The organism is Micromonospora sp. NPDC048830, from assembly GCF_043198215.1.
Classification (GTDB): Bacteria; Actinomycetota; Actinomycetes; order Mycobacteriales; family Micromonosporaceae; genus Micromonospora.
In genome coordinates this window covers 77,488-92,595 of the sequence record NZ_JBICUP010000004.1, presented here as the reverse complement: position 1 = coordinate 92,595, position 15,108 = coordinate 77,488, and the positions used below count along the sequence as shown (strand labels likewise).

12 protein-coding genes and 1 pseudogene are annotated in these 15,108 nt (G+C 73.6%); 10 read left to right on the top strand and 3 right to left on the bottom strand.

Translation table 11 applies throughout. From position 1 onward, the window contains the following. Positions 1–59: 59 nt before the first annotated feature. From ACGFIZ_RS05760 to ACGFIZ_RS05740, 5 genes are all read left to right on the top strand, one after another. Entirely contained in the window at positions 60–911 is an 852-nt protein-coding gene (locus ACGFIZ_RS05760; protein WP_393416206.1) for a hypothetical protein, read from the top strand. Further along, positions 908–2,104, top strand: a complete 1,197-nt coding sequence (gene fahA / locus ACGFIZ_RS05755) for a fumarylacetoacetase (RefSeq protein WP_393416204.1) — start codon at positions 908–910, stop codon at positions 2,102–2,104. Before ACGFIZ_RS05760 ends, fahA begins: the two co-directional genes overlap by 4 nt. A gap of 164 nt (positions 2,105–2,268) precedes the next feature. Next, positions 2,269–2,478 (top strand): DUF397 domain-containing protein, encoded by a 210-nt coding sequence (locus tag ACGFIZ_RS05750; protein WP_393416202.1) that lies wholly within the window; start codon positions 2,269–2,271, stop codon positions 2,476–2,478. A 78-nt stretch (positions 2,479–2,556) separates the two neighbouring features. After that, entirely contained in the window at positions 2,557–3,039 is a 483-nt protein-coding gene (locus ACGFIZ_RS05745; RefSeq protein WP_393416200.1) for an SRPBCC family protein, read from the top strand. Positions 3,040–3,110: 71 nt separating this feature from the next. Continuing rightward, a complete protein-coding gene (locus ACGFIZ_RS05740; protein WP_393416198.1) occupies positions 3,111–4,364 on the top strand; it encodes a PQQ-binding-like beta-propeller repeat protein in 1,254 nt (417 codons plus the stop codon). Positions 4,365–4,377: 13 nt separating this feature from the next. On the opposite strand, the gene hisC is transcribed toward ACGFIZ_RS05740, so the two are convergent. Beyond that, complete coding sequence (gene hisC, locus ACGFIZ_RS05735) at positions 4,378–5,481, bottom strand: histidinol-phosphate transaminase (protein ID WP_393416196.1); 1,104 nt, start codon at positions 5,479–5,481, stop codon at positions 4,378–4,380. After that, positions 5,478–6,485 (bottom strand): RDD family protein, encoded by a 1,008-nt coding sequence (locus tag ACGFIZ_RS05730; protein ID WP_393416194.1) that lies wholly within the window; start codon positions 6,483–6,485, stop codon positions 5,478–5,480. The genes hisC and ACGFIZ_RS05730 overlap by 4 nt, the downstream gene beginning before the upstream one ends. Positions 6,486–6,659: 174 nt before the next feature. Here ACGFIZ_RS05730 and ACGFIZ_RS05725 point away from each other — a divergent pair. Beyond that, positions 6,660–7,842: pseudogene (locus tag ACGFIZ_RS05725) on the top strand (RNA-guided endonuclease InsQ/TnpB family protein). 38 nt (positions 7,843–7,880) lie between these two features. On the opposite strand, the gene hppD reads toward ACGFIZ_RS05725, so the two are convergent. Next, the gene (gene hppD, locus ACGFIZ_RS05720) at positions 7,881–9,086 is read right to left on the bottom strand and encodes a 4-hydroxyphenylpyruvate dioxygenase (protein ID WP_347666754.1); all 1,206 of its coding nucleotides are present in this window, start codon (positions 9,084–9,086) and stop codon (positions 7,881–7,883) included. A gap of 137 nt (positions 9,087–9,223) precedes the next feature. Between hppD and ACGFIZ_RS05715 the strand changes: the two genes are divergently transcribed. The 4 genes from ACGFIZ_RS05715 (at position 9,224) to ACGFIZ_RS05700 (ending at position 14,829) form a co-directional block, all read left to right on the top strand. Continuing rightward, the gene (locus tag ACGFIZ_RS05715; RefSeq protein ID WP_393416192.1) at positions 9,224–9,712 is read left to right on the top strand and encodes an Lrp/AsnC family transcriptional regulator; all 489 of its coding nucleotides are present in this window, start codon (positions 9,224–9,226) and stop codon (positions 9,710–9,712) included. Positions 9,713–9,833: 121 nt separating this feature from the next. After that, positions 9,834–11,294, top strand: a complete 1,461-nt coding sequence (locus tag ACGFIZ_RS05710; RefSeq protein ID WP_393416190.1) for a PQQ-binding-like beta-propeller repeat protein — start codon at positions 9,834–9,836, stop codon at positions 11,292–11,294. Between the two features lie 150 nt (positions 11,295–11,444). Further along, positions 11,445–13,112 carry a fumarate hydratase gene (locus ACGFIZ_RS05705; protein WP_347666751.1) on the top strand — a complete coding sequence of 556 codons (1,668 nt, stop codon included), beginning with the start codon at positions 11,445–11,447 and terminating at the stop codon, positions 13,110–13,112. Positions 13,113–13,428: 316 nt separating this feature from the next. Beyond that, positions 13,429–14,829: a class II fumarate hydratase gene (locus tag ACGFIZ_RS05700; protein ID WP_393416187.1), complete on the top strand. Its 1,401-nt coding sequence runs from the start codon at positions 13,429–13,431 to the stop codon at positions 14,827–14,829. The last annotated feature ends 279 nt before the right edge of the window (positions 14,830–15,108 follow it).

The window sequence follows — 15,108 nt, the reverse complement described above, 5'->3', positions numbered from 1 at the left end:
GCGTCCGATAATCGGACGCTGTTGTCCGTTCCTTGTAGCGTCCCGTAAGTTCTTGTTTCGTGTCAACGCAGGTGCCCCGCCTCCTCGCCGGCCTCGTCGACGACGCCGCCGTCTTCCCGCCCGGCAGCGCGACGCTGCCCGACGCGCTCGCCGCGCACCGGCGGCACCGCGACTCCTGGTACGCCGACCTGGTCGGCCCGCTGCTCGTCCCCGCCTCGGCGCTGCCCGCGCTGGCCGGCCTGCTCGGGGTCGACGAGCGGTTCGCCGTCGGGGTGATCGCGGACGTCCCGCTGGACCGGCTCGACGGGTTGCGCGCCGGGATCGACCCCCGGATCGACGTCCGGCAGGTCGAGGCGGCCGTGGCCAAGCGCGGCGAGGACCCGCAGCCCGGCCTGGCCGAGCTGGCCGCCCTCGCCCGCGCCACCGGTCTGCGGGCGTACGCCGAGGTGCCGCTCGCGTTCGGGCTGATGGGGGCGCTGGACGCGCTCGCCGCCGCCCGCGCCGACGGGGTGCCGATCGCGGCCAAGTTCCGCACCGGCGGGCTGGCCGCCGAGCTGTTCCCGACCCCGGTCGAGCTGGCCGCCGTGATCGCCGCCTGCCGGGACCGGGAGCTGCCGTTCAAGCTGACCGCCGGGCTGCACCACGCCGTCCGGCACCTCGACCCGGAGACCGGGCTCGTCCACCACGGCTTCGGCAACGTGCTCGCCGCCACGCTCGCCGCGCCGGAGGGCGCCGAGGTGGACGAGCTGGCCGCCCTGCTCGCCGCGACCGACCCGGCGCGGCTGGCCGAGCGGGCCCGGGCCGCCCGGGACGCGACCCGCCCGCTGTGGGTCGGGTTCGGCTCGTGCAGCATCGTGGAACCACTGACCGATCTCATCCGGCTGGGGCTGGTGAACGGGGGCGAGGAATGACCTGGGTGACGGGCGTCGACGGTTCGGCGTACGGGGTGCGCAACCTGCCGTACGGGGTGTTTCGCTCCGACGGCCGCGAGCCCCGGATCGGGGTGCGGATCGGCGACCTCGTGCTCGACCTGGCCGGCGCCGAGGCGGCCGAGCTGGTGCTGGCGGGAGGCGCGCTGCGCCGGCCCACCCTCAACGCGTTCATGGCGCTGGGCCGTCCCCAGTGGACCACCGTCCGGCAGCGGATCACCGAGCTGCTCACCGACGAGGCCCACCGGCCCGCGGTGGAGCCGCTGCTGGTGCCGCTGGCCGAGGTCGAGCTGCTGCTGCCGTTCGAGGTGGCCGACTACGTCGACTTCTACTCCTCGGAGCACCACGCGGCCAACGTCGGGCAGATCTTCCGCCCCGGCCAGCCGCCCCTGCTGCCGAACTGGAAGCACCTGCCGATCGGCTACCACGGCCGCGCCGGCACGGTGGTGGTCTCCGGCACGCCGATCGTCCGGCCCACCGGGCAGTGGGCCACCCCGCAGGGGCCGGTCTGCGGACCGTCCGTACGCCTCGACATCGAGGCCGAGGTCGGCTTCGTCGTCGGCGTGCCGAGCGCGCTCGGCGACCGGGTCCCGGTGGCCGACTTCGCGGACCACGTCTTCGGGGTGGTGCTGGTCAACGACTGGTCCGCCCGGGACATCCAGGCCTGGGAGTACCAGCCACTCGGCCCGTTCCTCGGCAAGTCCTTCGCCACCTCGGTGTCGGCGTGGGTGACGCCGCTGGACGCCCTCGCCGACGCGTTCGTCCCCGCGCCCGACCAGGACCCGCCGGTGGCGCGGTACCTGCACGACGTGCCGCACCTCGGGCTGGACCTGCGGCTGGCCGTGGAGTGGAACGGCGAGCGGGTCAGCGAGCCTCCCTTCGCCACCATGTACTGGACGCCCGCCCAGCAGTTGGCCCACCTCACCGTCAACGGCGCGTCGCTGCGCACCGGCGACCTGTACGCCTCGGGCACCGTCTCCGGCCCCGAGCGCGGCCAGGTCGGCTCGTTCCTGGAGCTGACCTGGGGCGGTGCCGAGCCGGTCAAGGTCGGCGGCGAGACCCGCACGTTCCTGGAGGACGGCGACACGGTCACCATCACCGCCACCGCGCCCGGCCCGGACGGCACCACCGTCGCCCTCGGCGAGGTCATGGGCACCATCCGCCCGGCCCGCTGACCAGGCCGGGAGCCTCCCCCCACCCCGAACCCCGGTCGCACCCGCTGTGCGACCGGGGTTCGGCGTATCCGCGTTGATCGTCCCGGGCCGGTTCGCGGCGGGCACCCGCCGGCGGCGCCGGTCGTCGTGGGGAAACGCCCCAGCGGACGAGGAGGCAGACGAGCATGACCGATCTCGCGGGCGCCGCCTGGCGTACCAGCAGCCGCTCCAACGACCAGGGGCTGTGCGTCGAGGTGGCGGACAACCTGGTCCGGACCGTCGGCGTGGTCGCGGTACGCGATTCCAAGGACCCGTCCGGCCCGGCGCTGACCGTGAGCCCGTCGGGTTGGGCGGCCTTTGTCGGGGCGGTCCGGGACGGGGGATTCCGCACCTGAGCGACGCCCGCCGGCGACGAAAAATGGGCTCCCGTCGCACCCTCACTCCCCGTACGGTGGGGGACACGGGAGGTGCTCATGTCGACGGTTTCGGTCACCCAGATCATCGAGGCGCCCGCCGACCAGCTCTGGCGGCTCCTGGTCGAGTTGCCGGACCGCGCCGACTGGCTCTCCACGGTCCGCGCGGTCGAGCTGCTCACCCCGGGCCGCCTCGCCCCCGGCACCGCCTGGCGGGAGACCCGCACCCAACCGGACGGGGCCGCCCACACGGAGGAGTTCGTCGTGGTGGAGGCCGTCCCGTTCCGGCGGCTCGTGCTCAGCTCGCCCGGCATCGGCGTGGACTACCGGACCACCTGGACCCTGCGTGCGGTGCGGCGGTGCGGTCGCGCCCGCACCGCCGTCAGCGTGCGGCAGGAGGCGCTGCCCACCGCCCCGTACGGCCGGGTGCTCGCCCTGCTCCTGGGCGGACTGGCAGCGCGGGCCGTGGAGGGCGCGTTCCGCCGGGACCTGTGCGACCTCGCCCGCGCCGCCCGATCCCCGGCCGCCGCGGCGGCGGCCTGAGCCGGGCGGCCGCGCGACCTGACAGGGGCTGCCGGGGTTCCCCTCGGTAGGGTGCCGGGCGGAGGTGCGGCATGGGGTTCCCGAAGGGGCGGCGCGGGGTGGCGGCCGTGGTCGCGGCGCTGCTCGGCGTCGGGGCGGTCGCGGTCGTCGTCCACCGGGTGCTCGCCCCCGCCGAGGTCGAGACGGTCGCCCGGGCCGGCTACCCGCCTGCGGCCACGCCGACCGTCGGGGTGGTGGGGCGGCTCCCGGTGGCCCCGCTGATCGTGGACGGCCGGCTCCGCGTCTACACGGCCGCCCGCCAGGTGTACGCCGACCAGCCCGCCGACGGTCGGTACCGGGTCAGCCCGTACTGGTCGTACCGGCGCTGGCCCGCGCGGCTGAGCGGGGTGGTGGCCGACGGGACCACCGTGCTCAGCCACTGGTCGGACGGGAAGCTCGTGGCGCTGGACGCGCGTACCGGACGGGTCGCCTGGCGGGCCGACGGCCCGGCGCCCGCCGACTCCCCGACCGCCCGCCGCACCGGGGCCGGCACCGTCTGGGACCCGGCGGGGCTCTTCCTCGCCCGGGCCGCCGACGGCCGGGCCGTGCTGGTCGTCTCCGGGCGACGCGGGGTCCGTGGCTTCGCGCTGGCCGACGGCCGGCAGCTCTGGTCGGCCGGAGTGGACGACCGGTGCCGCACCGACGTCGGCACCACGGTGGCCGGGCAGTTCCTCGCGGTCGACCGCTGCGCCGGCCCGCCCGCGGTCGAGTTCCGCGACGTGTCGACCGGCACGACGACGACACTCTGGCAGCCGCCGGGCGGCTCCGCCGAGCTGTTCGCCACCCCCGTCGGCTGTGTGAGCCACCGCTCCCGGTGCCGGGGTCTGCGCACCGCCGGCCCGGCCGACGCCCCGGCCCGCGGCTGGCTGGTCGCCGCGGGCCCGCCCGTCGCGGCGTCGGGCCTCGACGTGGCCGGGTCGGAAGTGGCCGGGGATCGGGTCGTGGGGGTGACCGACGGGGTGCTGACCGCGCGGTCCGCCCGGACCGGCGAGGAACTGTGGCGCCGGGCCGACCTCGGGCCGGTCCGGATCCTCGCCACCCAGCCCGGCCGGGTGCACCTGCTCACCGAGCGGAACGACCTGGTCACCCTCGATCCGGCGACCGGCGCGCAACGCTCCCGCTTCCCGCTCACCGTGGGCCGGGACGGCCTGGGCTGGGCGCCCGGCCTCGCGTACGCGGCGGACGGCTACGTGGCGGTGGAGCGGCTGCGCGAGCCGGTCGACCCGGACGCGGACGACCAGCGGTACTTCCTGATGTCCGAGCCGGTGGTGCTGGCCGCCACCTGAGCCGGCCGCGCCGTCACGCGAGGGCGGCCTCGGCGGCGGCGAGGAAGGCGTCGTTCTCGGCCGGGGTGCCGATGGTGACCCGGACGCCGTCGCCGGGGAACGGGCGGACGATCACGGCGCGCGCCTCGCACGCCCGGCCGAACTCCACGGCCCGGTCGCCCAGCGGCAGCCAGACGAAGTTCGCCTGGCTGGACGGCACGTCCGGGACGAGCTTGCGCAGCGCCTCGGTGACCCGGTCCCGCTCGGCGACGACCAGCGCGCAGCGGCGTTCCACCTCGTCGGCCTGGGCCAGCGCAGCCAGCGCCCCGGCCTGGGCGGCCATGCTGGTGGAGAACGGGGTGACCACCTTGCGCACGGCGGCGGCCACCTCGGGCGCGGCGACGAGCCAGCCGATCCGCAGCCCCGCCAGCCCCCACGCCTTGGACAGGGTGCGCAGCACGGCGACGTTCGGCCGGTCGGAGTAGGTCAGGCCGTCCGGCACCTCCGGGTCGGTGACGAACTCCCGGTACGCCTCGTCGATCACCACCAGCACGTCGTCCGGCACCGCGTCGAGGAAGCGGTCCAGCTCCGCGCGGCGGACGGCCGTCCCGGTCGGGTTGTTCGGGTTGCAGACCAGGATCATCCGGGTCCGGTCGGTCACGGCGGCGGCCATCGCCGTGAGGTCGTGCCCGTGCGCGGCGTCGTTGGGCACCCGCGCGCTGGTCGCGCCGCTGGTCGCCGCGATGATCGGGTACGCCTCGAACGAGCGCCAGGAGTAGAGCAGCTCGTCGCCCGGCAGGCAGGTCGCCCGGACCAGGTGCTCGGCCAGCGCCACCGATCCGCAGCCCGTGGCGATCCGCTCGGCGTCGACGCCGTACCGCTCGGCGAGCGCCCCCCGCAGCGCGACCACGCCCATGTCCGGGTAGCGGTGCGACGCGGTCACGGCCTCGGTGACGGCCTCCACCACCCCGGGCAGCGGGCCGTACGGCACCTCGTTGCTGGCCAGCTTGATCGCCTCGGGCAGGCCCAGCTCGCGGGCCAGGTCAGCCGGGCTGCGCCCGGGGACGTAGTTCGGCAGGGCGTCGAGGTCGGCGCGGGTCAGCCGCAGCGGCGGCTCGTGGCGTCCGGTGTCGGTCATGGCGTGTCTCCCGGAGGGTTGGCGGGGTCGTGCGGGGCGGCGGTGCCGGTGCCGGCACCGGGAGTGCGGGGGAGTTGGACCACCACCGTCAGCGCGCGTTTGTCGTGCAGCGCCTGGCGCAGCGGCTGGTCGAACAGCGGCGACACCGCGTCGACGAGCTGGAGCAGCAGGCCGAGGCCGCAGCAGTACCAGAGCAGGGTGGGCAGGCCCAGGGTGCTCCACCGGCGCAGCGCCCGGCCGAAGCCGAGCGGCTGGTCGGCCTCCATCGGCACGGCGCGGATGCCCATGAGCCGCTTGCCGAGGGTCTGCCCGTTGCCGGCCATCGCCGGCACCTCGTACGCGAACCACAGCGCGGTGGCGATGAGCAGGATGGCGATCTGGAGGCCGCCGGCCTGCTCGCCGGGCTGGGGCAGCCCCTCCATGGACGGGTTGTTGGCCAGCCCCCGGCGCCACGCCTCGCGGAGGTACGGCGTGACCTCCTCGACGTACCGCCAGACGAACCAGCCGTTGACCACCACGTTGAGCAGGAACACGATGCCGAGGTCGATCAGCCGGGCGACCAGCCGGGCGCCGTAGCCGGCCAGCGGCAGCCCGTGCGGGCGCGGCTGCGGCGGGCGCACGGGCCAGGTGGGATACGGCCAGCCGGGCGGCGGCCCCTGCGGGTGCCCGTATCCGGGCGGTGGTCCGTGTTGCCCGTATCCGGGCGGTGGTCCGTGTTGCCCGTATCCGGGCGGTGGCCCGTAGCCGGGGCCCTGGTGCGCGCCGGGGCCGGGCGCGGGGCCCGGCTGCGGCCCGGGGAACGGGCCGGCCGACATGGGCGCGGCGGCGGGGTGTCCCGCCGGGGCGGCCGGGCTGACCGGGGGCGGGGGAGGCTCGACCGGGGGCGGCCCCTCCGGCGGGGTGGCGTCGACCGGGATCGGCGCACCGATCCAGCCCTCACCGTCCCAGTACCGCCTGGTCTCCGGGTCGGCGGGATCGACGTACCAGCCTGGCTGCACACTCACGGAGCAACCTTAACGACGCCGTGCGGCGACGGGCGGCTGCCCACCGGCCGGTATGTTGACGCGCTCGCCAAATCAAGTGGGCGGGAGAACAGCGCGTGCCAATGCGGACGTTCGTAGATTCGGTCATTGGACACAGTTAGGCTCCCTTACGTGCAGCTTCGCTACAACTACCGGATGTACCCGGATGTCAGTCAGCGCGAGGCGTTGGCTCAAGCGTTCGGGTGTGCGCGGGTGGTGTTCAACGACGGGCTGCGCGCACGACAGCAGGCCTGGAAGGCCGGGCTGCCATACGTCTCCGACGGCGAGTTGTCGAAGCTGGTCATCACCGAGGCGAAGAAGACACCGGAGCGGGCGTGGCTGGCCGAGGTGTCGTCGGTGGTGCTCCAGCAGGCTCTGGCAGACCTAAATACCGCGTCTCGCAACTTCTTCGCCTCCCTGTCGGGTAAACGCAAGGGCCGGAAGGTGGGCGCGCCGCGGTTTCGGTCTCGCAAAGACAACCGGCAGGCGATCCGATTCACCGCAAATGCCCGGTTCAGGGTGTTGAACAACGGTCGGCTCAGGCTACCGAAGATCGGTGACCTGGAAGTGCGGTGGTCGCGCCCGCTGCCTGCGTCGCCGTCGAGCGTGACTGTGATCAAAGACGCGGCAGGCCGGTACTTCGCCTCGTTCGTGGTGCAGGCTGACGACCAGCCGCTCCCCCAGGTCGATGCCGAGGTGGGCATCGACCTGGGGCTGACGCACTTCGCCGTTCTGTCCGACGGGGACGAAGATCGCGGCACCGAAGTTCCTGCGACGGGCGGCGCGGAAGCTGCGCCGCCTGCAGCAGGACCTGTCCCGCAAGCAGCGGGACAGCAACAACCGTAAGAAGGCCGTCGTCAAGGTCGCCCGCGCGCACGCGAATGTGGCCGACACGCGGCGGGACTGGCTGCACAAACTGTCGACCACGATCATCCGCGACAGCCAAGCGGTGTACGTGGAAGACCTCCCCGTGGCCGGTCTTGCCCGCACCAGGCTCGCCAAGTCGGTGTACGACGCCGGCTGGTCGGCGTTCGTCGGCATGCTGGAGTACAAGGCCGCCCGGTACGGACGCGCCTTCGCCCGGGTGGGCCGCTGGTTGCCGTCCACCCGCATGTGCTCGACCTGTGGTCGGGTCGGCGACAAGCTGGCGTTGGACATCCGGTCGTGGATTTGCTCGTGTGGCAGTGTCCACGACCGGGACGTCAACGCCGCCAGGAACATCAGGGCCGCCGGACGGGCGGACCTCAACGACCGTGGAGCGCGGGTAAGACCGGCATCCGTGCCGGCGCAGCGCGGTGAAGCGGTAACCCACCGGAAGCCCACACCTAGCCGGGTGTGAGCAGGCCGGAATCCTCGCCATCCATAGCGGGGAGGACGTCAAAGGTTGCCGCGCGCTTCCTGCTCGCGCTCGATGGCCTCGAACAGGGCCTTGAAGTTGCCCTTGCCGAAGCCGAGCGAGCCGTGCCGCTCGATCAGCTCGAAGAAGACCGTCGGGCGGTCCTGCACCGGCTTGGTGAAGATCTGCAGCAGGTAGCCGTCCTCGTCCCGGTCCACCAGGATCTTGCGGGACTTCAGCTCCTCGATCGGCACCCGCACCTCGCCGATCCGGGCGCGCAGCTCCGGGTCGTCGTAGTACGAGTCCGGGGTGTCCAGGAACTCGACGCCGGCGGCCCGCATCGCGTCGACGCTGGCGAGGATGTCGTTGGTCGCCACGGCGATGTGCTGGGCGCCCGGGCCCTGGTAGAACTCCAGGTACTCGTCGATCTGCGACTTCTTGCGGGCGATCGCCGGCTCGTTGAGCGGGAACTTCACCCGGCGGGTGCCGTTCGCGACGACCTTGCTCATCAGGGCTGAGTAGTCGGTGGCGATGTCGTCGCCGATGAACTCCGCCATGTTGGTGAAGCCCATGACCCGCTTGTAGAACTCCACCCACTCGTCCATCCGGCCCAGCTCGACGTTGCCGACGACGTGGTCGACCGCCTGGAAGAAGCGCTTGGGCTGGAGACCGGCGTCGATCATCGGCTGCCGGTCCACGATCGGGCCGCGGGCGACGAAGCCGGGCAGGAACGGGCCGGTGTAGCGGGACCGGTCGACCAGGGTGTGCCGGGTGTCGCCGTACGTGGCGACGGCCGCCAGCCGGACGGTGCCGTGCTCGTCGGTGACGTCGTGCGGCTCGACCAGGCCGGTCGCGCCCTGCGCGGTGGCGTGCGCGTACGCGGCGTCGACGTCGGGCACCTCCAGGGCGATGTCGGAGACGCCGTCGCTGTGCTTGGTGACGTGCTCGGCGCCCGGGGCGTCGGGGCGGACCGCGCCGGTCAGCACGAACCGGGCCGATCCGCTGGTCAGCACGTACTCGGCGTGGTCGCGGTAGCCCTGCTCCGGCCCCCGGTACGCCACGCAGGTCATGCCGAACGCGGTGGAGTAGTAGTGCGCGGCCTGCTTGGCGTTGCCGACGAGGAAGCGGACGTGGTCGAGGCCCCTGACGGGGAAAGGGTCGCGGCTGATGTCGTGGTCGACGGCGCCGACCAGCCGGTCGACGTCGACGTCCTCGGTCGACTGGGGTCGGTCGATCGCCTGGGTCATGGTGGCCTCCCTTGCGTACCGGCCGGCCCCGCGGGCCGCCGTGGTTGCTGATGTGGGGAGAATCGCCGCCTGGCGCGGGCTGGGCAACAGTTGCCGTATTCGCTGGTCAGGTTGCGCATTCGGTACGGTATTCACCCATGAACGCTGTACAACCTGTCCAGCTCGATGACCTTGATGCACGGCTGCTCACGTTGTTCGCCGAGGAGCCGCGGATCGGGGTGCTGGAGTGCTCGCGGCGGCTCGGGGTGGCCCGCGGCACCGTCCAGGCCCGGCTCGACAAGCTCGTCGAGCGGGGTGTGATCGCCGGCTTCGGGCCGGACGTCTCCCCGGCCGCGATCGGCTTCGGGGTGACCAGCTTCGTCACGCTGGAGATCAGCCAGCGGCACGGGCACGACCCCGTCACCCGGCACCTCGCGGCGATCCCGGAGGTGCTGGAGGCACACACCATCACCGGCTCCAGCGACCTGCTCTGCCGGATCGTCGCCCGCTCGAACACCGACCTCCAGCGGGTGATCGACCAGATCGTCTCGTACGAGGGCATCCGGCGGGCCTCGACGATCATCGCCCTCGCCGAGCAGATCCCGTACCGCGTGCTGCCGCTGGTCCGCTCCGCCGCCGGCGGCTGAGCAAGGGCCCCTCAGCAAGGCTTCCGGTAGAGCAGGAACCCCCTACTAACACGACGGCGCGCGGAGAAAGCGCCGCGACACGGCCACCGGGGCGCCCGGGACGCTGGTAATCGTCGTTACCGTGTCCGGTGTGAACCGGAGGATCGGCGTGCGTGGCTGGCTGCTGCTCGGCCTCGTCACGGTGATCGTCCTCGCCGCCACCGGAGTCTGGAACCCGTGGCCGGGCGTCTGGGACCGGGTCAACCGGAGCACGCCCATCTCGGAGCCGGACGTGGTCTGGCAGCAGCGCATCGGCGGCACCCCGAGAAGCGTCACCATCGCCGGCGACGCGGTCATCGTCGAGCAGCGCACCCGGGTCGAGGCGCGCAGCCTCGCCACCGGCGCACAACTCTGGGACCGCAAGGCCGACTGGTCCGCGGTGGCCGGCGGCGACCGCGACCCGGTCGTCGCCGTGGGCAAGCTCCTGAGCAAGGGGTACGAGCTGCTCGACCCCACCACCGGGGCGGTGCGCCGCCGCGACGGCGACGCGGTGGGCGTCTGGACGTACCGGAACCTGCTGCTCGACGCCCGGTGCGTCGCGGCGACCGACTGCACGCTGCGCGCCTGGGACCCGCGCGGCACGTCGCCGCTGTGGACGGCGTTCCTGCCCGGCGTCAGCACCGGCCTCTTCGCCGACAATCCCGGCCTGCTCGGCACCCGCCGGCTCACCGCCAGCCGGATCGACGGCGGCGTGGCCGGCCCCGAGCCGGTACCCCCGCTGCTCGGCTTCCCCGTGGACGGCCGGGTGCACGTCGTGGACACGGCGACCGGCCGGGTGCTCCAGGACGTCGAACCAGGCCGGGACGAGCGGCTGGCGGTCGTCGGCGGCCGGATGCTGCGCATCACCGCGGTGTCCCAGGACGGCGCGTGCCGGTTCACCCTCACCGCGCACGACCCCGCCAACGGGAAGCAGGTGTGGCGGCGCGCCGGGATCAACCTGCGCACCGCCGACAGCGCCGGCTGCGCCCAGCGCGAGGATCCGCAGGGCGCGCGGAACGTGCTCATCGGTGTCGCCCCGGACGGCCGGGAGGCTGTCCTCGACGGATACGACGGCCGGCTGCTCCAGGTCAACGCCGAGGGCGAGCGGCTGATGGCGGTCGACGACCGGTACGCGTTGGTCCGGTCCGCCGACCGGCGCTCGGTCCTGGCCCGGGAGCTGGGCGCGGACCGGACCCGGTGGAGCCGGCCGGCCGGCGGGAAGAGCGGCGCCGCCCTCACCCCGTACGCGGCGGTGCTGGCCGACGAGAAGCCGAACCGGCTGGTGGCGCTGGACCCGCGTACCGGCAGGGAGCTGGTGGTGCTGCGGACCCCGGCGAACGCCCTGGCCGTGGGGCCGGCCGGCATGATCATCGGCGAGGGGCGGGAGATCGGGTACGTCCGTTTCGGCGCGGGCGCGGCCGGCCCGGCACAGCCGCCGGGCGGCGATCCCGGCGACCCCGGCGGCGCGGGCCCGGGCAGCACCGGCGGCGCCCCGGGCGCCGACGGCGGCAGCACCTGCGGGCCGAAGCAGGAGCTGTGCCCGGAGCGGGGCAAGGACGGCTGAGTCCCGGCCGGCGGGCGGGGCCCGGCCGCCCGGTTCCCGGCCGTGTCCGGGCTCACGGCCGCGTCGCCGGCCCGGCCGGGTGAGAGCGGCGTCCCAGGACGCACCCGGCGGGTGCCAACGATCGACCGGTCTGCCCTAGGCTTTCCGCTCATGAGCAGTGCCGCCGCGTTCTCCTACGCCCCCTTGCTGCCGACCGGGCCGGACCAGACCGAGTACCGGCTGATCACCGACGAGGGCGTCGACGTCGTCAACGGTCCCGGGGGCCGCCGGTTCCTGACCGTGGAGCCGGCCGCGCTGACCGCGTTGACCGCCGAGGCGATGCACGACATCGCCCACTTCCTCCGCCCGGCGCACCTCGCCCAGCTCCGGGCGATCATCGACGACCCGGCGGCCTCGCCGAACGACCGGTTCGTCGCCCTCGACCTGCTGCGCAACGCGAACATCGCGGCCGGCGGCGTGTTGCCGATGTGCCAGGACACCGGCACCGCCATCGTGATGGGCAAACGCGGGCGCCACGTCCTGACCGACGGCGGCGACGCCGAGGCGATCTCGCGCGGCGTCTGGCAGGCGTACACCCGGCTGAACCTGCGGTACTCGCAGCTCGCCCCGCTGACCATGTGGGAGGAGCGGAACACCGGCAGCAACCTTCCGGCGCAGGTGGAGATCTACGCCGAGGACCCGGACGGGCACCCGGACGCGTACAAGTTCCTCTTCATGGCCAAGGGCGGCGGCTCCGCCAACAAGTCGTACCTCTACCAGGAGACCAAGGCACTGCTGAACCCGACGCGGATGATGCAGTTCCTGGAGGAGAAGCTGCGGCTGATCGGCACGTCGGCCTGCCCGCCGTACCACCTGGCCATCGTCATCGGCGGCACGTCGGCCGAGTACGCGCTGAAGACCGCCAAGTACGCCTCCGCCAAGTACCTCGACGCGCTGCCCACCTCCGGCTCGATGACCGCCCACGGCTTCCGCGACCTGGAGCTGGAGGCCGAGGTGCTGGAGCTGACCCGCAACTTCGGCATCGGGGCGCAGTTCGGCGGCCGGTACTTCTGCCACGACGTACGGGTGGTCCGGCTGCCCCGGCACGGCGCCTCCTGCCCGGTGGCCATCGCGGTCTCCTGCTCCGCCGACCGGCAGGCGGTCGCGAAGATCACCCCGTCGGGCGTGTGGCTGGAGCGCCTCGAAACCGACCCGGCGCGGTACCTGCCCGACGTCACCGACGCGCACCTGGACGCGTCCGAGGTCGTCCGGGTCGACCTGAACCGGCCGATGGACGAGATCCGCGCCGAGCTGTCCAAGTACCCGGTGAAGACCCGGCTGTCCCTGACCGGCCCGCTGGTCGTGGCCCGGGACATCGCCCACGCCAAGATCGCCGAGCGGCTGGACGCGGGCGAGCCGATGCCGCAGTACCTGCGTGACCACGCCGTCTACTACGCCGGCCCGGCGAAGACCCCCGAGGGGTACGCCTCCGGCTCGTTCGGCCCCACCACCGCCGGGCGGATGGACGCCTACGTGGAGAAGTTCCAGGCGGCCGGGGGATCGATGGTGATGCTGGCCAAGGGCAACCGGTCGGCCCAGGTGACCCGCGCCTGCCAGCAGCACGGCGGCTTCTACCTCGGCTCGATCGGCGGCCCCGCCGCCCGGCTCGCCCAGGACTGCATCAAGCACGTCGAGGTCCTGGAATACCCGGAGCTGGGCATGGAGGCGGTCTGGAAGATCGAGGTGGAGGACTTCCCGGCCTTCATCGTCGTCGACGACAAGGGCAACGACTTCTTCGCCGAGGTCACCAAGCCGGTGCTCACCGTCGGCCGCCGCTGACCCGCGGCGGCGGACCGGCCGGAGGTGAACCCTCCGGCCGGTCCGCCGCCCGGTTGTGCGTCCGGGTCGCCCGTCAGGCGGCCTGGGCGGCGAAGAACAGGCTGCTGAAGGTCTGCGACACGACCCGTCGCCGGTCCGCGAGTAGACGGTGACCCGGTGCAGCCCCGCGGTCGTCGGCGTGTAGGTCACCGACGCCGAGCCGTCGGCGCCCGCCGCGACCGTCTGCGCGGGACCCCGTGCCCGCCCCCTTTTTCGAGCGCCGCCGACGACCCGCGATCATCTGCGGACCGGCGGCGGGCGCGGCAGGATGGAACGCGTGACGACTCCAGAGGAGACCGGTTACCGGATCGAACGCGACTCGATGGGCGAGGTGGAGGTGCCCGCCGAGGCGCTGTGGCGGGCGCAGACCCAGCGCGCGGTGCAGAACTTCCCGATCTCGGGACGGGGCATCGAGCCGGCGCAGATCAAGGCCCTGGCCCAGATCAAGGGCGCGGCGGCCCTGGTCAACGGCGAGCTGGGCGTGATCGACGCGGACGTGGCCGCCGCGATCGCGGCCGCCTCCGCGCACGTCGCCGAGGGCGGGTACGACGACCAGTTCCCGATCGACGTCTTCCAGACCGGCTCGGGCACCTCGTCCAACATGAACGCCAACGAGGTCATCGCCACCCTGGCCAGCCGGGAGCTGGGCCGGGACGTGCACCCCAACGACGATGTCAACGCCTCGCAGTCCAGCAACGACGTCTTCCCGTCCTCGATCCACCTGGCCGCGACGCAGTTCGTCGTGGAGGACCTGATCCCCTCGCTGAAGCACCTGGCCGGGGCGCTGGAGGAGAAGTCCGCCGAGTTCGAGACCGTGGTCAAGGCGGGGCGCACCCACCTCATGGACGCCACGCCGGTCACCCTCGGCCAGGAGTTCGGCGGGTACGCCGCCCAGGTCCGCTACGGCGTCGAGCGGCTGGAGGCGACCCTGCCCCGGCTGGCCGAACTGCCGCTCGGCGGGACGGCGGTGGGCACCGGCATCAACACGCCGTTCGGCTTCGCCGCCGCCGTGATCGCGAAGCTGCGCGAGTCCACCGGGTTGCCGCTGACCGAGGCGCGCAACCACTTCGAGGCGCAGGGCGCCCGGGACGCCCTCGTGGAGGCCTCGGGTCAGCTCCGCACCGTCGCCGTCGGCCTGTACAAGATCGCCAACGACATCCGCTGGATGGGCTCGGGCCCCCGGGCGGGGCTGCGCGAGCTGCGCATCCCCGACCTCCAGCCGGGCTCGTCGATCATGCCCGGCAAGGTGAACCCGGTGGTCGCCGAGGCCGTCCGGCAGGTCTGCGCCCAGGTCGTCGGCAACGACGCGGCGGTCGGCTTCGCCGGCTCGCAGGGCGACTTCGAGCTGAACGTCATGCTCCCGGTGATGGCCCGCAACCTGCTGGAGTCGATCAAGCTGCTGGCCGCGTCGAGCCGCCTGCTCGCCGACCGCTGCGTGGCCGGCCTGGTCGCGAACGAGGACGTCTGCCTGGCGTACGCGGAGGGGTCGCCGTCGATCGTCACCCCGCTCAACCGCTACCTCGGGTACGACGAGGCCGCCTCCATCGCCAAGGAGGCGCTGGCCAGGGAGGCGGCGATCCGGGACGTGGTGATCGAGCGGGGCCACGTGGCGAACGGCAAGCTCAGCGCCGACCAGCTGGAGGAGGCGCTGGACCTGCTCCGGATGACCCACCCCTGACCGAGTTGGAGGCAGCGCGCTGGCCCTCGGCGCGTCGGCTCCTGGCCCTCGGCGCGCTGGCCCGGCGCGTCGGCTCCTGGCCCGACGTGCGGTTCGGCAGCGACGTCGCGTCGGAGGTGGCGATGCAGCGTGACGGAGTCCCTGGTCACGTGGCTGAACCCGGCCCTCTGGAGCTGCCCCGTTCACGCTATCGGCCGGCGGCCGCGATCGGCTGTCTCATCCCCGTCGTCGGCTGGCCCGCCGACCGGTGCCGGTGCCGCTTATCCGCTCGACCGCCGG